Genomic DNA, 19,281 nt, shown 5'->3' with positions numbered 1-19,281 from the left:
ATCACCGCTGCCTCGCGTCCCTTCGAACGACGTCCGGCCGGTCAGCCGATCGTCATCAAACTGGCATTGCCGCCCGCCGCCGCCGTATTGACGGACAGCGAACGCTCGATCAGCAAACGCTCGATGGCCACATTCGGCTCACCGTGCGCCAGGCCCTGGACCGAGACGATCGGGCCGGGGCGCGAGGCCAGCTGCTCGCTGACCGCGCGCAGCTGGTCGGAATCGCCGTGGTGCAGCACGGCATCGAACGCGGCGTCGCCGGCGGCCCAGTCGGGCACCAGGCGGACGCGCGATTGTACTGCCTTCGGCAGCCGCGCCGACAGCGCGCGCGCGTGCGGCTCGTCCGGCCACACCGCCTGGCTGCCGGCGGCCAGCACGGCCGCCAGCTGCACCGCCAGGTCGGCCTCGTGCCGGGCCAGGCACAGCACCGCGGCGCGCGGCAGCAGCGTGTAGGTGTTGCGCTCGCCGGTGGGACCCGGCAGCGTCACCGACAGGCCCGCCGGCGACGCCGCGGCGAAGCGCTCGCACACGGCGGCCAGGCCGGGCAGCGCGGCGCTTTCGCGCCCGGCCCATTCGCCCAGCGCCGCCAGCGCGTCGCTCACCGCGGCGCGCGTCGGGCCGGCCTCGCCCGTGCCGCCCGCCACGTCGGCGGCGCGCACCACGCGCGTCACCGCGTCCTGCGGGCAGACCGACAGCAGGCGGTGCAGGTAGAGCGGGCCGCCGGCCTTGGGGCCGGTGCCGGACAGGCCCTCGCCGCCGAACGGCTGCACGCCGACCACCGCGCCGACGATATTGCGGTTGACGTACAGGTTGCCCACGTGGGCGCGCTCGACGATGGCGGCGATGGTCTCGTCGATGCGCGTGTGAATGCCCATCGTGAGGCCGTAGCCGGTGGCGTTGATCTGGTCCAGCAGCGCGCCCAGGGCGGTGCGCTGGTAGCGCACTACGTGCAGCACCGGGCCGAACACCTCGCGCTGCAGCTCCTCGATGCTGTCGAGCTCGATCAGCGTGGGCGGCACGAAGGTGCCGTGGCGCGTGGCGGCGTCCCCGGCCTCGCCGCGCGCGGCCTGGTGGATGCGGCGGCCCTTGGCGCGCATGGCTTCGATGTGGCGCACGATGTTGCCGCGCGCTTCCTCGTCGATGACCGGGCCGACGTCGGTGGACAGGCGGTCCGGGTTGCCCATGCCGAGCTCGTTCATGGCGCCCTTGAGCATGGCCAGCACGCGGTCGGCCACGTCTTCCTGCAGGCACAGCACGCGCAGCGCGGAGCAGCGCTGGCCGGCCGAGTCGAAGGCGGAGCCGACCACGTCGCCGACCACCTGCTCGGCCAGCGCCGAGGAGTCGACGATCATGGCGTTCTGGCCGCCGGTCTCGGCGATCAGCGGCACCAGCCGGCCGGCGGCGTCGAGGCGCCCGGCCACGCTGCGTTGCAGCAGGCGCGCCACCTCGGTGGAGCCGGTGAACATCACGCCCTTGACGCGGGCGTCGCCGACCAGCGCCGCGCCCACGGTCTCGCCGCGGCCCGGCAGCAGTTGCAGCGCGCCGGCCGGCACGCCGGCCTCGCGCAGCAGGCGCACGGCCTGCGCGGCGATCAGCGGGGTCTGCTCGGCGGGCTTGGCCAGCACGGTGTTGCCGGCGGCCAGCGCGGCCGCGACCTGGCCGGTGAAGATGGCCAGCGGGAAATTCCACGGGCTGATGCAGACCACCGGCCCGAGCGGGCGGTGGGTGTCGCCGGAGAAGGTCGCGCGCACCTGGGCGGCGTAGTAGCGCAGGAAGTCCACCGCCTCGCGCACCTCGGCGATGGCGTTGGCGAAGGTCTTGCCGGCTTCGCGCACGATGATGCCCATCAGCGACTGCATCTGCGCTTCCATCAGCTCGGCGGCGCGCTCGAGCGCGGCGGCGCGCACGTCGGCCGGCGTGGCCTGCCAGATCGGCGCGGCGTTGACGGCGGCCTGCAGCGCGGCTTCCACCTCGGCCATGCCGGCCTCGGTGACGTAGCCGACGATGTCGCGCAGGTCGGCCGGGTTGCGCACCGGCGCCGGCGGGTTCGCCGGCGTGCCCGGCGCCACCTCGGCGCCGAGCAGCGGCACGGCGGCGACGCTCTCGCTGGTGCCGGCCAGCAGCGCCGACGACAGCGAGGCCAGGCGATGCTCGTTGGACAGGTCGATGCCGGCGGAATTGGCGCGCGACTCGCCGTACAGCGTGCGCGGCTGCGGGATGCGCGGGTGCGGCAGGCCCAGCGCGCCTTCCTCGGCGTTCATGCGCTCGACCACGGCGACCGGGTCGGCCACCAGTTCGTCGAGCGAGATGGTGTCGTCGGCGATGCGGTTGACGAACGAGGTGTTGGCGCCGTTTTCCAGCAGGCGGCGCACCAGGTAGGCCAGCAGCGTCTCGTGCGTGCCGACCGGCGCGTAGATGCGGCACGGGCGGTTGTACTTGCCGTCGGCCAGCGGCCCGACCACCTGGTCGTAGAGCGGCTCGCCCATGCCGTGCAGACACTGGAACTCGTACTGGCCGGGATAGTAGTTGTGGCCGGCGATCTGGTAGATGGCCGCCAGCGTGTGCGCGTTGTGGGTGGCGAACTGCGGGTAGATCGCGTCCGGCACCGACAGCAGCTTGCGCGCGCAGGCCACGTAGGACACGTCGGTGTAGACCTTGCGCGTGTAGACCGGATAGCCCTCCAGGCCGTCGACCTGGGCGCGCTTGATCTCGCTGTCCCAGTAGGCGCCCTTGACCAGGCGGATCATCAGGCGGTGGCGGCTGCGGCGGGCCAGGTCGATCAGGTAGTCGATCACGAACGGGCAGCGCTTCTGGTAGCCCTGCACCACGAAGCCGACGCCGTTCCAGCCGGCCAGCTCGGGCTCGAAGCACAGGCGCTCGAGCAGGTCCAGCGAGATCTCGAGGCGGTCGGCTTCCTCGGCGTCGAGGTTGATGCCGATGTCGTAGCGGCGCGCCAGCAGCGTGAGCGACTTGAGGCGGCCGTACAGCTCGCCGACCACGCGCTCGTGCTGGGCGCGGCTGTAGCGCGGGTGCAGCGCCGAGAGCTTGATCGAGATGCCGGGGCCTTCGTAGATGCCGCGCCCGCGCGAGGCCTGGCCGATGGCGTGGATGGCCTGCTCGTAGGAGGCCAGGTAACGCACGGCATCTTCCTCGGTCATGGCGGCTTCGCCGAGCATGTCGTAGGAGTAGCGGAAGCCTTCGGCCTCGTACTTGCGCGCGTTGGCGAGCGCCTCGGAGATGGTCTCGCCGGTGACGAACTGCTCGCCCATCAGGCGCATGGCCATGTCCACGCCCTTGCGGATGAGCGGCTCGCCGCCCTTGCCGATGATGCGGGTCAGGGCCTTGGAGAGGCCCGCCTCGGTGTGGGTGGCGACCAGCCGGCCGGTCAGCAGCAGGCCCCAGGTGGCGGCGTTGACGAACAGCGACGGGCTCTGGCCCAGGTGCGACTGCCAGTTGGCGCCGCTGATCTTGTCGCGGATCAGCGCGTCGCGCGTGGCCTTGTCCGGGATGCGCAGCAGCGCCTCGGCCAGGCACATCAGCGCCACGCCTTCCTGCGACGACAGCGAGAACTCCTGGATCAGGCCCTGCACCAGCCCTTCGCGGCCGGTGCCGACCTTGCGCTCGCGCAGCCGGGTGGCCAGCGTGCGGGCCATGTCCAGCGCGGCCCCGGCCTGCGCCTGCGGCAGCCGGGCCTGCTCCAGCAGCACCGGCACGCACTCGGTCTCGGGGCGGCGGTAGGCGGCGGTGATGGCCGCGCGCAGCACGGACTGCGGCTGCACGCTCTGGGCGAACTCGAGGAAGGGCTGCGGCGCGCCTTCGGTGGCGGCGGCGTCGAAGCCGTCCGCGCCGTCGGCCGCGCCCTCGGCGGGGCTGCTGGCGGCGCCGGCTTCGGCGGGCTGCTGGCCACGCTCGACCTGCTCCAGGTAGGTGAAGATGGCTTGCTTGATGAGCCAGTGCGGCGTGCGGTCGATCGACTGGGCGACGCGCTTGAGGCGCTCGCGGGCGGCGTCGTCGAGCTTGACGCCGAGGGTGGTGGTGGCCATGCGCTTGATTCTCCGAAGGATGCGGATGCAAGGCGCCGAGACTCCCGGAACGCCCGCGGGTTGGCGCGATCATACTCCCGGGGAAAGCAAAGGTGCAACTAGGTACAACCACCAGTCATAAACCGGGTCATGGGTTGCACCAACCCCGTGCCGCAAGCGCCGCCGCGGTGCCGTTCAGATCCGCAGCGGGTCGATCTCCAGTTGCCACCTCACGCCCTTGGCGTCGGCCAGCGCGTCGCCGAAAGTCCGTACCCACTCGCTGACAAACCGTTGCAGCGCCGCGCGCGAGGTGCTTTCCACCAGCATCTGCGCGCGCTCGCGGTTGGCCACGCGCACCATCGACATCGGCACCGGGTCGTGGAGTTGCACCTCGGGCGCCATGCGGCCGGCGTCGGCGCGGTCGCGCGCGCTCTGCAGGAAGGCCAGCGCGCGCTCCAGCTGGGCGTGTTCCGCCGTGACCAGCACCTGGTAGGCGAACGGGGGCAACCCGGCCTGGCGCCGCTCGCGCAGCTGCGCGGCCGCGAATCCATCATAGTCATGGCGCACCAGCGCCTGCAATGCCGAAGCGTCCGGGTAGCGGGTCTGGATCAGCACCTCGCCGGCCAGCCCGGCGCGCCCGGCGCGCCCGGCGACCTGCATCAGCGAGGCGAACAGGTGCTCGGCGGCGCGGAAGTCGTGGCTGAACATGGCGGCGTCCGGGTGGACGATGCCGACCAGCGTGACGCGCTGGAAGTCGTGGCCCTTGGCCACCATCTGCGTACCGACCAGGATGTCGACCTCGCCGGCGTGGACCTCGTCGAACATGGCCTGCGCGCTGCCCTTGCGGCGCGTGGAGTCGGCGTCGATGCGAGCGATGCGGGCCTGCGGGAAGCGCGCCGCCAGCGCTTCCTCGATGCGCTGCGTGCCGCGTCCGAGCGGCGCGATGTCCACGTCGCCGCAGTCCGGGCAGTGATGGGGCACCGGCGCCTCCAGCCCGCAGTGGTGGCAGCGCAGCCGGCGCTCGGGCCGGTGCAGCACCAGGTAGGCCGAGCAGCGCGGGCAGCCCGACAGCCAGCCGCAGCTGCCGCACGCCAGCACCGGGGCGTAGCCGCGCCGGTTGAGGAACAGCAGGCTCTGCTCGCCGCGCGCCAGGCGCGCCTCGATGGCGCTCAGCAGCGGCACCGAGAGCCCTTCGTAGAGCGCGCGCTGGCGCTGGCGCTCCTGGTTCAGGTCGACCAGGCGCACGGTGGGCAGCGCCGCGTCGGCCTGGGCGCGCTCGCGCAGCACCAGCTTGCGGTAGGCGCCCTGCTCGGCGCGCCACCACGATTCCATCGACGGCGTGGCCGAGCCCAGCACCACCGGGATGCCGAGCTGCTTGGCGCGCCACACCGACAGGTCGCGCGCGGAGTAGCGCAGGCCTTCCTGCTGCTTGTAGGAGGTGTCGTGCTCCTCGTCGACCACCACCAGCGCGAGGTGCGGCAGCGAGGCCATCACCGCCATGCGCGTGCCGAGCACGATGCGCGCCTCGCCGCGGTGGGCGGCCAGCCATTGCAGCGTGCGTTCCTGGTCGGCCAGGCCGCTGTGCAGCACCGCCAGCGGCAGGTGCGGGAAGCGCGCGGCGATGCGGCCCTGCAGCTGCGGCGTCAGGTTGATTTCGGGCACCAGCATCAGCACCTGGGCGCGCGGGTCGCGCGCCAGCACCTCGGCCATCGCGTGCAGATAGACTTCGGTCTTGCCGCTGCCGGTCACGCCGTGCAGCAGGAACGGGGCAAAACCCCGCGCCTGGCCGATGGCCTCCACGGCGGCGCGCTGCTCCTCGTGCAGCGGCGGCGCGGCCGAGGGCGCGGCATCCGGCGCGACCTCCAGCAGCGGCTGGTCGGCAGCCTCCGCGCCGACCCAGCCGGCCGCCAGCCACTCGGCCAGGCGGGCCGGCGCGGCGCTGCAAAGGGTACGCGCCGCGGCGGCGGAAACCGCCCCGCCCTGCTCACCGGCCGCCGCCAGCGCCTGGGCCAGCGCCAGCACCGTGCGCGCGCGCGCCGGCACCGCGGCCAGCAGCGCCGCCGCCTGGCCCGGCACCACGCGGTAATGCTCGCTGCGCGCGCGCAGCGCCAGGCGCGGCCAGCTCTCGGCCTCGCGCAGGCCCGGCGGCAGCGCCGGCAGCATGACTTCGCCGAGGCAGCGGTGGTAGTAGAGCGCGGCGAAGCGGGCCAGCGCGATCCAGTGCGCGCCCAGCGGCGGCAGCCAGTCCAGCCGCTGCGCGACCGGGCGCAGGCGCTCCGGCGGCACGTCCGACCGGGTGGCGCGCATGACGGCCACGCCGACCAGCAGGCGGCGGCCGAACGGCACGGTGACGAGGTCGCCCGGCTGCACCTCGGGCGGGGCGAGATAGTCGAAGACGTCGTCGGCGGGTGTATCTAGCGCCACTCGCACGACGGCCAGCGGCGCGGCGTCCGCGTCCTCCGGCACCGGCGTCGGCGCGGCGGCGCCGGGATGCGCGGGCGCGTTCACGATGCCGCTCCGGCGCGCAGCACTGGGTACGGCCCAGAATGGGGCAGCGGCGCGGACGGGCTGGCCCAATGCAAGTGCAGGACGGGGCCGGGCCGCATGCCGGACAAATTAAGTGTGCGGCGCAACATCAACTTAAAGTAACGCTTCAAATGTGCCCCTAAGTCGATGATAGATGGCCGCTTTTCCCGCTTGCGCACAGTGCCTGTGGATAACTTTGTTGAAAACTCGTCCGGCGTTCCCGCCAAGCCCCGTAAATCAAGGCTCCCACGGGCATTCGGCCGCGCACTTGACCAGATGCAAAGCCTTGTAAATCAAGGACTTGCGGACCTCCCTCAGATGAGTTAGGGACTAACCCCCTCTTGCACTGCGGAAAACCCATTGATGTGCATAAGTCAAGCCTTGACAAGCGCGAAGCGGCACCGAAAGGGCGAAATATTGCAAAATAGTTTACTTGACAGCGCTTCGTGCCAGCCTCCCGCGCCACCCGGATTCACCAGTGCGGCGCAGCCGCCACGCTCGCTGCGCCGCACAGCCCGCGCGCGCCGGCCAGCGCGGGCGCATGCGCCGCGTGCCACCTGGCCCGTCACTTGGCGGCGCTGCGCAGGTGGCGGCTGTAGCGATGCACCTCGTCCACCAGCACCGTCACGTTCTCCGGCGGCGTGAACTGCGAAATGCCGTGGCCCAGGTTGAACACGTGGCCGTCGCTGCCGCCGCCGGCGGCGTAGCTGTCGAGCACGCCGCGCACCTGCGCGCGGATGGCGGCTTCCGGCGCGAACAGCACATTGGGATCGATGTTGCCCTGCAGGGCGACCTGCCCGCCGGTGCGGCGGCGCGCCTGCTGCAGGTTGACGGTCCAGTCCAGGCCGAGCGCGTCGGCGCCGATGCCGGCCAGTTCTTCCAGCCACAGACCGCCGCCCTTGGTGAACACGATCACCGGCACCTGCTGCCCGTCGTGCTCGCGCTTCAGGCCGGCCACCACCTGGCGCATGTAGGCCAGCGAGAAGGCCTGGTACATGCCGTCGGCGAGCGTGCCGCCCCAGGTGTCGAACAGCATCACGGCCTGCGCGCCGGCCTCGATCTGCGCGTTCAGATAGGCGGACACCGCCTGCGCGTTGATGCCGAGGATGCGGTGCATCAGGTCCGGGCGGCCGTACATCATGCTCTTGACGGTGCGGAAATCCGCCGAGCCGGCGCCTTCGACCATGTAGCAGGCCAGCGTCCAGGGGCTGCCCGAGAAGCCGATCAGCGGCACGCGCTGGCGGCCGTCCTGCACCAGCGCGCGGCGGATCTCGCCGACCGCGTCGAACACGTAGCGCAGCGAGGCCATGTCGGGCACCGCCAGCTTCATCACGTCGCCCTCGGTGCGCAGCGGATGGGCGAAGCGCGGGCCCTCGCCCTGCGCGAACGACAGGCCCAGGCCCATCGCGTCGGGCACGGTGAGGATGTCGGAGAAGAGGATGGCCGCGTCGAGCGGGTAGCGCTCGAGCGGCTGCAGAGTGACCTCGGTGGCGTAGGCCGGGTTCTTGGCCAGGCCCAGGAAGCTGCCGGCGCGCGCGCGCGTGGCGTTGTACTCGGGCAGGTAGCGGCCGGCCTGGCGCATCAGCCACAGCGGGGTGTACTCGGTAGGCTGCCGGCGCAGTGCGCGCAGGAAGGTGTCGTTCTGCAGTGCGGTCATGGTCATCCTCGTAAGACCGCCATTCTAAGGGATGGCCGGGTGGCGCCGGCGCGCTGCCGTCAAGGCGGCGGCGTCAACACGGTGCCGTCGGCGCGGTGCCGTCAAATGTCGTCGGCCAGTTCCCTGAACGCCTGCGCGGCGCGGCGCATCCATTCGCGCGCGCGCGGCGCCTCGGGCTGCAGCCGCGCGAAGCCGTGCGTCATGCCGCTGGCTTCGAGCGTGATGACCGGCGCGCCGTAGCGCACCAGGTAGTCGGCGTAGGCCAGGCCGTCGTCGCGCAGCACGTCGTGGGCGGCCACCAGGACCACGCTGGCCGGCGGCAGGTGGCGCGGCGCGGCGCCCATCAGGTGGATGCGCGTGTCCTCGATGGCCGCGCCGGCGGCGAGCTGCTGCTCGCCGATGAACTGGGTCCAGAACCACGCCATCTCGTCGCGCGTGAGGCCCGGGCCGTCGGCGAACGCGCGATAGCTTTCGGTGGTGAGCGCGGGCGCGGTGACGGGGTAGATCAGCAGTTGCGCGTTGACCAGCCCGGGATGGCCGTGCGCGTTGGCCCAGCGCGCGGCCTGCGCCGCGAGGTGGCCGCCGGCGCTGTCGCCGGCCACGGCCAGGAAGCGGGTGTCGAGGCGCAGGCGGGCGCGCTGCTCGGCGAACCACAGCACGGAATGCAGCGCGTCGTCGCACGGCGCGGGGAACGGATGCTCGGGCGCGAGGCGGTAGTCGACGCTGGCCACGGCGCAGCCGGTGTCGGCGGCCAGCAGCGCGGCCACGCTGTGATGGGTGTCGTGCGAGCCGACCACCCAGCCGCCGCCGTGGAAGTAGACGATCAGGCGCGGCTCGGCCACGCCCTCGGGCCGGAACAGGCGGGCCGCCAGCGTGCGCCCGTCCAGCGGGATGGCGAGGTCGGTGGCGACGATGCCCTCGGGCTCCGGCGCGAGCGAGAGCGCCGCGATCTCGGCGAAGCGCGCGCGGCGCGCGGCGGCGTCGGCCGGCGCGGGCTGCCCGGCATAGCGTTCGGCGAGGCGGCGGTAGTAGTCGAGGATCTGGGGGTCGATGGCCATGTCGGGATGAGACGGGTTCGGTCGGGTCGGAACTGCGCATGCCGCGGCGGCGCTGCGCAATCCCGCAGTGTAGCGGCGTTCGCGGGTTCGGGTGTCCGGGGCGCTCGGGGTGTCCGGGGTGTCCGGGGTGTCCGGGGTGTTCAGGCGGGCGCGCGCGTCAGCTCGATCGCATCAGCTCGATCTTGACGCAGCGGTCCTGCACCGCCAGCAGGCCGGCGGCGCGGGCGCGGTCGAACGCTTCGTCGTTGACGATGCCGAGCTGCAGCCAGACGCCGCGCGCGCCGATGGCGATGGCGTCCGCGACCACCGGCGGCACGTCCTCGGCGCGGCGGAAGATGTCGACCCAGTCGATGCGCTGCCCTTCGGCGGCCAGCGCGCGCGCCGCGTCGGCCAGGCTGGCGTGGCAGGGCTGGCCCAGGATCAGCGTGCCGGCGTGGCGCGGATTGACCGGCACGATGCGGTAGCCGCGCGCCTGCATGAAAGCCGCCACCTCGTGGCTGGCGCGGCCGGGATTGTCGGACAGGCCTGCCACGGCGACGGTCTTCATCGCCAGCATGCCCTGGATGGCGGTCTGCATCTCGCTCACGTGCGTGCTTCCTTCTGTTCGGGTTCGGGGATTCTGCCGCGGCTCTCGCCGGACGGGCGGGCGCAGGCGCCCAGCCGCGCGAACGGCACCGCGGCCCGGTAGGCGCCCTTGGCGAACGGGCCCACGGCATAGGGCGCATAGTGCAGCACCACGCCGCCGCGGTACAGGGTGAAGGGCGTGCGCGCGTCGTGCAGGGCCGCCTCGTCGAGCAGGCCGCGCTCCGGGTCGGCGGCGCCCTGCTGCCGCAGCGACGCCTCCAGTTCCGCGTTGAGCTTCTGCAGGCAGGCCTTGCCGGGCGCCAGCAGGTCGGCGAGCCGCACCGGCACGTAGGCGGCCTCGGCGGCGGCGGCGGAGGCCGCCGCGGCGTCGTCGCGGCGCCACGTGCCGCCGGCGTAGTCCAGGCTGCCGTGGGCGCCGCCGCTGTAGCGCCAGGTGGTGCGCAGCAGGCTGACCACGCCGGCGTCCAGCGTCGCCAGCTCGACGGCGCTGCGGCATTCGAGCCCGCCCTCGCCGCAGCCGCCGGCGCGCAGCGAGGCGATCAGCGCGTCGACGGCCGCGCTGCCGGTTTCCGGGTAGCGCTCGGCGAAGCGCGCGCCGCCCACCTCCGCCACCCGCTCGCGATAGACCGCCGTGCGCGTGAGCATCAACTGCCTGGCGCTGCCGTCCGCGCCGGTCCACACGCCGGTGGCGGTGTGCCCGTCGGCGGCGACGGCCCCCTCGAAGCGGACGTTGCCGGATGCCTGCGCATCGCTGGCGGCGGTCGGCGGCGCGTCGCGCTCGCGCAGGCTCAGGCGGCCGTCGGCTGTCAATTGGCCATCCAGTTGACGCGGGGTGGCCGCGAGCCTTGAATCGTAACGAAGGGTTCCTTCGACCATCTCGGTGCCGGGACACGGAAATAGCGTCAGCGAAACCTGCCCGGACTCGCCGGGCTCGCCCTGCCAGAAGGTGCCGGCGATGGCCGGCGGCCCGTCCGCAAGCGCCAGCGCGCAGGCCGGCGGCGCGGCGCCGAGAACAGCGGCGAGGCCAAGCTGGACAAGGCCATTTCGGACTTGTACGCATTCACGGCGAAGCGGGGGAATGGCGGAAGGAAGCGGCATGGCGGTCGGCGGCCAGACCGCGGCGCGGATGGCTGGCAAGCGAAAGCTATGGGACCGGCGGCGCCCGGTGGTGTTCCCGCCGCCTTGCGGCAAAGGCGGAAATATGCGGACGATGAAGCCTATTTGAACGACGTTTCGGTTACGGCGCTTTCAACTTATTGCAAACCGATACATTTTGTTACTGCCATTGCCAAAAGTTTCCCCCACAATGCTTTAACACAATCAGTTTTTGTGAAAGGCGTTCCCTCCCCCAAACAGAAAGGGAGGGCGTCGTGAAGAAAGCCTTTGGAAGCAATTCCCACCCAGTTTGACCGGATCGCGAGCCATGCCCGCGGTCGGTGTACCAGGTTGTGAAGATTGTTGGCGCGTTTCGGTTCCGGCTGGCTGGATCGTCTGATTGCGATCGGTGCCGCCTGACCGGATGCTGAACCACCTTGCCGGATGCGATGATCCGACTGGAAAGTGGCCGGCGCCTGTTGAATGACCTGGACCTTACCCGTTCCTTCGAATTGACCCCTCGAAGGGATTTTCCCGTCCGCGCGGTGCCTCCCCGGCCCGCGCGCTTTTTTTTGTGCTGAGCCGTCAGAATAGTCGCAGCATCGTGAAAAAGGCAGCCTCGCGGCTGCCTTTTTTTGTCGCCACAGCCAAAAAACAACAGCCGTCGCGGACTGCGCCCGGTGCCGCGTTGCTCAGCGCTTGCGGCGCAGGCGCGCGATGGCGGCCAGTTGCGCGGCCGCAACAGCCAGCTCGCTCTGGGCACGTGCCAGGTCGAGGTCGCTGCTCTGGTTCTGCATCAGCTCCTCGGCCGCGCGCTTGGCTTCCTGCGCCTTGGCTTCGTCGAGATCGCTGCCGCGAATGGCGGTGTCCGCCAGCACGGTCACGTGCTTGGGCTGCACTTCGAGAATGCCGCCGGCCACGAACACGAACTCTTCGCTACCGTCTTCCTTCTCGATGCGCACCGCGCCCGGCTGGATACGCGTGATCAGCGGCGTATGGCCCGGCAGGATACCCAGCTCGCCCGACTCGCCCGGCAGCGCCACGAACTTCGCCTGGCCGGAGAAGATCGACGCTTCGGCGCTGACGACGTCTACAAGAATGGTTGCCATGTGAATTCCTTTGTTCCAGAAAGCGTTGGCTTCCCGTTGCCAGGAAGCAGGTTTCCCACCTTCCGGCCGGCGCGCGCGCCGCGGACAATCCCCGTCCACGGCATGCGCGCGGGCCCGCGCGAAGGCGAAAGACCCCGCTTACTGGAGCTTCTTGGCCTTCTCGAAGGCTTCGTCGATCGAACCGACCATGTAGAACGCCTGCTCGGGCAGGTGATCGCATTCGCCGTCCACCAGCATCTTGAAACCACGGATGGTTTCCTTGAGCGGCACGTACTTGCCCGGCGAACCCGTGAACACTTCCGCGACGTGGAAGGGCTGCGACAGGAAACGCTGGATCTTCCGCGCGCGCGACACCGACTGCTTGTCTTCCGGCGACAGTTCGTCCATGCCCAGAATCGCGATGATGTCGCGCAGTTCCTTGTAGCGCTGCAGCGTCTGCTGCACGCGGCGGGCCACGTCGTAGTGTTCCTGGCCGACGACCTGCGGGTCGAGCTGGCGCGAGGTCGAGTCGAGCGGGTCGACGGCGGGGTAGATACCCAGCGCGGCGATGTCACGCGACAGCACGACGGTCGAGTCCAGGTGCAGGAAGGTGGTGGCAGGCGACGGGTCGGTCAAGTCGTCCGCAGGGACGTACACGGCCTGGATCGAGGTGATCGAGCCGGTCTTGGTCGAGGTGATGCGCTCCTGCAGCTTGCCCATTTCCTCGGCCAGCGTCGGCTGGTAGCCCACGGCGGAAGGCATGCGGCCCAGCAGTGCCGACACTTCGGTACCGGCCAGCGTGTAGCGGTAGATGTTGTCGACGAAGAACAGGATGTCGCGGCCTTCGTCGCGGAACTTCTCGGCCATGGTCAGGCCGGAGAGCGCCACGCGCAGACGGTTGCCCGGCGGCTCGTTCATCTGGCCGAACACCATGGCCACCTTGTCGAGCACGTTCGAGTCCTTCATTTCGTGGTAGAAGTCGTTCCCTTCACGGGTACGCTCGCCCACGCCGGCGAACACCGACAGACCGCTGTGCTGCTTGGCGATGTTGTTGATGAGCTCCATCATGTTCACGGTCTTGCCGACGCCGGCGCCACCGAACAGGCCCACCTTGCCGCCCTTGGCGAACGGGCACACCAGGTCGATCACCTTGATGCCGGTTTCGAGCAGGTCCACGGAAGGCGACAGCTCGTCGAACTTCGGCGCCTTCTGGTGGATCGAGCGCTTCTCGTCCGAAGCGATCGGGCCGGCTTCGTCGATGGGGCGGCCGAGCACGTCCATGATGCGGCCCAGCGTGCCGTGGCCGACCGGCACCGAGATCGGGGCGCCGGTGCTCTTGACCGACATGCCGCGGCGCAGGCCGTCCGACGAACCCAGGGCGATGGTACGGACCACGCCGTCACCGAGCTGTTGCTGCACTTCGAAGGTCAGGCCCTTCTCGGCGAACGAGGCTTCGTTGCTGTCTTCCAGCACGAGCGCCTCGTACACCTTCGGCAGCGCGTCGCGGGGGAACTCGATGTCCACCACGGCGCCAATGCACTGCACAATATTTCCGATACTCATTTCGTATCTCCGATAGCTTGAATACTTGACGCCTTAGACGGCAGCGGCACCGCTGACGATTTCCGACAGTTCCTTGGTGATCGCTGCCTGACGGGTCTTGTTGTAGACCAGTTGCAGTTCGCCGATCACGTTCTTGGCGTTGTCGGATGCCGCCTTCATGGCCACCATGCGCGCCGACTGCTCGGACGCCATGTTCTCGGCCACGGCCTGGTACACCAGCGCCTCGACGTAGCGGACCAGCAATTCTTCCACCACGGTCTGGGCGTCGGGCTCGTAGATGTAATCCCACGAGTAGGCGCGCTTTTCATCTTCGGTCTGGGCAAACTTGTCGGCGGGGAGCGGCAGCAGCTGCTCCACCATCGGCTCCTGTTTCATCGTGTTGATGAACTTGGTGTAAGCCAGGTACACGGCATCGACTTCACCATTGGTGAAAGCGTCGAGCTGGACCTTGATCGCGCCGATCAGTTTTTCCAGATGCGGGGTGTCACCGAGGTGCACCACGTGCGAAACCACCTTGCCGCCGATGCGGCCCAGGAACTGCATGCCCTTGGAACCGATGGCGGTGCTCTGCACCGTCACGCCGCGCGCCTGCAGCTCGCGCAGTTCGTTGGTCACCGCGCGCAGCACGTTCGTGTTCAGGCCGCCGCACAGGCCCTTGTCGGTCGTCACCACGATCAGGCCGGCGCGCTTGACTTCGCGCGCCACCATGAAGGGGTGCTTGAACTCGGGATTGGCCGCAGCCAGGTGCGCCGCGATGTTGCGCACCTTCTCGGCGTAGGGACGGGCATTGCGCATCCGTTCCTGCGCCTTGCGCATCTTGGACGCGGCGACCATCTCCATCGCCTTGGTGATCTTGCGCGTGTTCTGCACGCTCTTGATCTTGGTTCGAATTTCTTTCGTTCCGGCCATATCTTCCTCTCCATTCGTGCCGCGCCGGGGCCGTCATGGCAACGGCGGCCCGGCGCAGATTCGTGGAATTACGCGGTTAGAACGCGGCGGACTTCTTGAAATCCTCGATCGCGGCACGCAGCGCGGCTTCGTCTTCCTTCGACAGATCCTTGGTCTCTTCGATGCGGTTGACGAGGTCGGCGTACTTGGTCTTCAGATGGTCGTGCAGGCCCTTCTCGAAGGGGAGAATGTCCTTCACGTCCACGTTGTCGAGGAAGCCGTTGTTGGCTGCGTACAGCGACGCGGCCAGCTGCCACACCTGCAGCGGCAGGTACTGCGGCTGCTTGAGCAGTTCGGTCACGCGGCGGCCGCGCTCGAGCTGCTTGCGGGTGGCGTCGTCCAGGTCGGAGGCGAACTGCGCGAACGCGGCCAGCTCACGGTACTGGGCCAGGTCGGTACGGATACCGCCGGACAGCTTCTTGACGACCTTGGTCTGGGCGGCACCGCCGACGCGCGACACCGAGATGCCGGCGTTGATGGCGGGGCGGATACCGGCGTTGAACAGGTCGGTTTCCAGGAATATCTGGCCGTCGGTGATCGAGATCACGTTGGTCGGCACGAACGCGGACACGTCGCCGGCCTGCGTTTCGATCACGGGCAGCGCGGTCAGCGAGCCGGTCTTGCCGGTCACTGCGCCCTTGGTGAACTTCTCGACGTAGTCGGCGTTCACGCGGGCGGCGCGCTCGAGCAGGCGCGAGTGCAGGTAGAACACGTCGCCGGGGTAGGCTTCGCGGCCCGGCGGGCGGCGCAGCAGCAGCGACACCTGGCGGTAGGCCCAGGCCTGCTTGGTCAGGTCGTCATAGACGATCAGCGCGTCTTCGCCGCGGTCGCGGAAGTATTCGCCCATCGTGCAGCCGGCGTAGGCGGCCAGGTACTGCATGGCGGCCGAATCCGAAGCCGAGGCGGCGACCACGATGGTGTATTCCATCGCGCCCAGTTCCTCGAGCTTGCGCACCACGTTGTTGATCGTCGAAGCCTTCTGGCCGATCGCCACGTACACGCAGAAGACGCCCTTGCCCTTCTGGTTGATGATGGCGTCGACGGCCACGGCGGTCTTGCCGGTCTGGCGGTCGCCGATGATCAGCTCGCGCTGGCCGCGGCCGATCGGCACCATCGCGTCGATCGACTTCAGGCCGGTCTGCACCGGCTGGCTCACCGACTGGCGCGCGATCACGCCAGGGGCGACCTTCTCGATCACGTCCGTTTCCTTGGCGTTGATCGGGCCCTTGCCGTCGATCGGCTGGCCGAGCGTGTTGACCACGCGGCCGAGCAGTTCGCGGCCGACCGGCACTTCCAGAATGCGGCCGGTGCACTTGACCGGGTCGCCTTCCGAAATGTGTTCGTAGTCGCCCAGCACCACGGCGCCGACGGAGTCGCGCTCGAGGTTCAGCGCGAGGCCGAAGGTGTTGCCGGGGAATTCCAGCATCTCGCCCTGCATCACGCCGGACAGGCCGTGCACGCGGCAGATACCATCGGTCACGGAAATCACCGTGCCGGTGTTGCGCACTTCAGCGTCGGCGCCAAGACCCGAGATGCGGGACTTGATCAGCTCGCTGATTTCTGAGGGGTTCAGTTGCATCACAATGCTCCTAATTCTTCAATCCGTCGGCCGCTGGGCGCTTGCGCGCCTCAGGCGGTCAGCGCGACTTGCATCGCAGCCAGGCGGGCACGCACGGAGGTGTCGAGGACTTCGTCGCCAACCTTGACGCGCACGCCGCCGATCAGCGACGGGTCTACCGCAACCGTGGGCTGCAGCTTGCGGCCGAACTTGCGTTCGAGCGCGCCGACGAGGTCGGTCAGGGTCGCGCCTTCGATCGGGAAGGCACTCGTGATCTCGACATCGGCCGACCCTTCGCGGGCGTTCTTGAGCGCATGGAACTGCTCGGCGATCTCCGGCAGGACTGCCAGGCGGTGGTTTTCCACCAGCAGGCCGACGAAGCGCTTGGCCTCGTCGTTGACCGGAGACTTCAGGGCCGACAGGAACAGTGCGGCCAGCTTGTCGCCGGGCACGTTCGGATCGCCAGCCACCGCCTTCATGTCGGGATTGGCGGCAACCTGCCCCATCTCCGACACCAGCTCGGACCATGCATCCAGATTGCCGCTCGACTCGGTCGCGACGCGGAACAGCGCCTCGGCGTAGGGACGGGCAATGGTTGCGGTTTCAGCCATGATTAGAGCTCAGCCTTGAGTTGATTGAGCAGGTCGGCGTGGACCTGCGCGTTCACTTCGCGCTTGAGGATCTGCTCGGCACCCTTGACGGCCAGCACGGCAACCTGGTCGCGCAGCTGCTCGCGCGCGCGGGTGACCTGCTGTTCGGCTTCGGCCTTGGCCTGGGCGATGATGCGTGCGGCTTCCGCCTGGGCGTTGTGCTTGATCTCGTCGGCCGTCAACTGGGCGCGCTTCTCGGCGTCGGCGACGCGCTGCGCGCCTTCGGTGCGGGCTTCGGCCAGGGCCTGGTCCACGCGCTTGTTGGCCAGTTCGAGCTCAGCCTTGCCCTTTTCGGCAGCGGCGAGGCCATCGGCGATCTTCTTTGCGCGTTCGTCGAGCGCCTTCACCAGCGGCGGCCAAATGAATTTGGCAACAACCCACCACAGGATGAAGAACACGACCATCTGCGCAAGAAACGTTGCGTTCAGATTCATGGTGTGTTCCTTTCGGTAATCAAACTACAGATAAATGCGCAAGGGCGGCCAGGCTAAGTGGCCCGCGCCGCCCGTCAGCATCATGCAGACCGAAAAGAAATTACTTGATGACAGCCAGCAGCGGATTGGCGAATGCGAACAGCATTGCAACGCCCACGCCGATCAGGAATGCCGCGTCGATCAGGCCAGCCAGCAGGAACATCTTGGTTTGCAGCGGGTTCATCAGCTCGGGCTGACGTGCGCATGCTTCGATGTACTTGCCGCCCATCAGGGCGATACCCAGGCAGGCGCCGATTGCGCCCAGACCGATGATGATGCCGATACCGATGGCGGTCAGACCCTGGATGTTGGCGAGATATGCTTGCATGACGACTCCTTAAATTGAGAAGAGACTTAGAACCAAAAAACCAAAAACCAAAAAACCGGAAAATCAGTGGTGGTCGTGTGCCTGGCCGATGTACACCAGCGTCAGCATCATGAAAATGAAGGCCTGCAGCAGGACGATCAGGATGTGGAAGATCGCCCAGACGGCACCGGCCAGCACGTGACCGACGAAGCCCAGCGCGGACAGGTCCGCGCCGAACGTCCAGATGGAGCCCAGCAGCGCGATCAGCAGGAACACGAGCTCGCCGGCGTACATGTTGCCGAACAGCCGCATGCCGAGCGAAACGGCCTTGGCCAGGAATTCGATGACGTTCAGGATCAGGTTGAACGGGGCCAGGTACCACTTGGCGCCGAACGGGGCCGAGAGCAGTTCGTGCGCGAAGCCGCCGACGCCCTTGATCTTGAAGCTGTAGTAGATCATCAGCACCAGCACCGAGCACGACATGCCCAGCGTGCCGTTCAGGTCGGCCGTGGCGACGGCGCGGTGGTGCGGCAGGTGGATGTGGAAGATGCCCAGGAACTGGTTCAGGCCGGTGACCCAGTCGACCGGGATCAGGTCGACCGCGTTCATCACGGTGATCCAGCAGAACACCATCAGCGCCAGCGGCGCGATGAAGGAGCGGTCGCCGTGGATGATGCCCTTGGCCTGGTCGTCGACCATCTCGACGATCATCTCGACGAAGGCCTGGAAGCGGCCCGGCACGCCGGCGGTGACGCGGCGCGCGGCGGCGTACAGGAACACCACGGCGATCAGGCCGCACAGCACCGCCCAGAACACGGTGTCGTAGTTGAGCACGCTGAAGTCGACCACCGAGGCTTGCTTGCCGCCGACGGAATTCAAGTTCTGCAAGTGTTCGGCGATATAGCCGGAGGGAGTGAGCGCCTGTTCGGCGCCTTGAGCAGCTGACATGTCGAAACGAACCGTAATATTGCGAAACCAGTTGCCGGCATGCTGCCGGTACGCTTCTTGCACCGCCTTCAGCGTGAGTCGCTGGTCACCGCGGGCAAGGACGCCTTAACCTTATCTGCGCCGCGCTTCACCGCTGTGACGCGCCACGCCAAAACACTCTTGATATTCCGTTTTCGTGCCCCACCTCGATGGAATGCACTACCTACGAACCTCCGCGCCACGCCGCCTCGCCGCTCCCGCGGACTGGCCCGCGGCGCCTGCGCGCCTCAGCGAATCGCCAGCGCCACCCAGTAGGCCTTGAGCGTCAGCAGAAACGTGACCAGCATCGGCACCCAGCGCAACTCGCGATACAGCACCACCACCAGCACGAACAGGGCGACGGTGGCAAACACCTTGATGGCCTCGCCGACGACCAGCCCGCCGACCGAGGTGCGCTCGCGCGACATCCACAGGCGCAGCGCGAAGAAGCCGCTCGGCACGAAACACACGACGCCGCCAAACAGCGCGGACCAGCCTGCCGCCGCGGCATTGCCGCCGGCAAACAGCCGCCAGGCAAGGGCCGACAAGATCGTCACCGCCACCTGCGCCAGCACGACCCTGCCCGGCGTCATGCGCGAAGGGCGCAGCGCACGCGCGCCGAACAGCGTTTCCGCGTCCGCGCGTGACAGCGGTTCGACCGCCTCTTCTTCGCGCTGCGCCTCGTCATCCCAGGCATCGCGCGGCTGCCCGTCCTTTTCCTGACGGGCATCTCGACGATCTGAAACCACCTGCTTATTGCCTCTGCTGGTTGTTGACTCCATCCG

15 protein-coding genes are annotated in these 19,281 nt (G+C 68.9%); all 15 read right to left on the bottom strand.

The window, feature by feature from the left end; translation table 11 throughout:
- Window positions 1–41: 41 nt before the first annotated feature.
- The 15 genes from putA to AC3WXD_RS19710 all read right to left on the bottom strand — a co-directional run bounded on the left by putA (window position 42) and on the right by AC3WXD_RS19710 (window position 19,278).
- Complete coding sequence (putA, locus tag AC3WXD_RS19780; protein ID WP_492324501.1) at window positions 42–4,043, bottom strand: trifunctional transcriptional regulator/proline dehydrogenase/L-glutamate gamma-semialdehyde dehydrogenase; 4,002 nt, start codon at window positions 4,041–4,043, stop codon at window positions 42–44.
- A 174-nt stretch (window positions 4,044–4,217) separates the two neighbouring features.
- Window positions 4,218–6,488, bottom strand: coding sequence for a primosomal protein N' (locus AC3WXD_RS19775; protein ID WP_492324559.1), 2,271 nt, complete (start codon window positions 6,486–6,488; stop codon window positions 4,218–4,220).
- A 625-nt stretch (window positions 6,489–7,113) separates the two neighbouring features.
- Window positions 7,114–8,211: a uroporphyrinogen decarboxylase gene (gene hemE / locus AC3WXD_RS19770; RefSeq protein WP_059410914.1), complete on the bottom strand. Its 1,098-nt coding sequence runs from the start codon at window positions 8,209–8,211 to the stop codon at window positions 7,114–7,116.
- A gap of 95 nt (window positions 8,212–8,306) precedes the next feature.
- Window positions 8,307–9,263, bottom strand: coding sequence for an alpha/beta hydrolase (locus AC3WXD_RS19765; protein WP_020200450.1), 957 nt, complete (start codon window positions 9,261–9,263; stop codon window positions 8,307–8,309).
- Window positions 9,264–9,420: 157 nt separating this feature from the next.
- Window positions 9,421–9,840 (bottom strand): CoA-binding protein, encoded by a 420-nt coding sequence (locus AC3WXD_RS19760; RefSeq protein ID WP_043364957.1) that lies wholly within the window; start codon window positions 9,838–9,840, stop codon window positions 9,421–9,423.
- Window positions 9,841–9,845: 5 nt separating this feature from the next.
- Window positions 9,846–10,658, bottom strand: coding sequence for an RsiV family protein (locus AC3WXD_RS19755; protein ID WP_492324500.1), 813 nt, complete (start codon window positions 10,656–10,658; stop codon window positions 9,846–9,848).
- Window positions 10,659–11,635: 977 nt separating this feature from the next.
- Entirely contained in the window at window positions 11,636–12,052 is a 417-nt protein-coding gene (locus tag AC3WXD_RS19750) for a F0F1 ATP synthase subunit epsilon (RefSeq protein ID WP_020200453.1), read from the bottom strand.
- Window positions 12,053–12,190: 138 nt separating this feature from the next.
- A complete protein-coding gene (gene atpD / locus AC3WXD_RS19745) occupies window positions 12,191–13,594 on the bottom strand; it encodes a F0F1 ATP synthase subunit beta (RefSeq protein WP_029043060.1) in 1,404 nt (467 codons plus the stop codon).
- A gap of 33 nt (window positions 13,595–13,627) precedes the next feature.
- Complete coding sequence (gene atpG, locus AC3WXD_RS19740; protein WP_020200455.1) at window positions 13,628–14,503, bottom strand: F0F1 ATP synthase subunit gamma; 876 nt, start codon at window positions 14,501–14,503, stop codon at window positions 13,628–13,630.
- Window positions 14,504–14,579: 76 nt separating this feature from the next.
- On the bottom strand, window positions 14,580–16,121 hold the full coding sequence (atpA, locus tag AC3WXD_RS19735) for a F0F1 ATP synthase subunit alpha (protein ID WP_020200456.1): 1,542 nt from the start codon (window positions 16,119–16,121) through the stop codon (window positions 14,580–14,582).
- A gap of 50 nt (window positions 16,122–16,171) precedes the next feature.
- Window positions 16,172–16,711, bottom strand: a complete 540-nt coding sequence (locus AC3WXD_RS19730; RefSeq protein ID WP_020200457.1) for a F0F1 ATP synthase subunit delta — start codon at window positions 16,709–16,711, stop codon at window positions 16,172–16,174.
- Window positions 16,712–16,713: 2 nt separating this feature from the next.
- Window positions 16,714–17,184 carry a F0F1 ATP synthase subunit B gene (locus AC3WXD_RS19725; RefSeq protein WP_020200458.1) on the bottom strand — a complete coding sequence of 157 codons (471 nt, stop codon included), beginning with the start codon at window positions 17,182–17,184 and terminating at the stop codon, window positions 16,714–16,716.
- Between the two features lie 100 nt (window positions 17,185–17,284).
- A complete protein-coding gene (atpE, locus tag AC3WXD_RS19720; protein WP_006157246.1) occupies window positions 17,285–17,551 on the bottom strand; it encodes a F0F1 ATP synthase subunit C in 267 nt (88 codons plus the stop codon).
- Window positions 17,552–17,614: 63 nt separating this feature from the next.
- Entirely contained in the window at window positions 17,615–18,478 is an 864-nt protein-coding gene (gene atpB / locus AC3WXD_RS19715) for a F0F1 ATP synthase subunit A (RefSeq protein ID WP_029043061.1), read from the bottom strand.
- A gap of 266 nt (window positions 18,479–18,744) precedes the next feature.
- Window positions 18,745–19,278, bottom strand: coding sequence for an ATP synthase subunit I (locus tag AC3WXD_RS19710; protein ID WP_059410917.1), 534 nt, complete (start codon window positions 19,276–19,278; stop codon window positions 18,745–18,747).
- Window positions 19,279–19,281 lie beyond the last annotated feature (3 nt).

This window comes from Cupriavidus sp. FW216-B1 (assembly GCF_058789195.1).
This window is presented reverse-complemented; position numbering and strand designations above follow the sequence as displayed.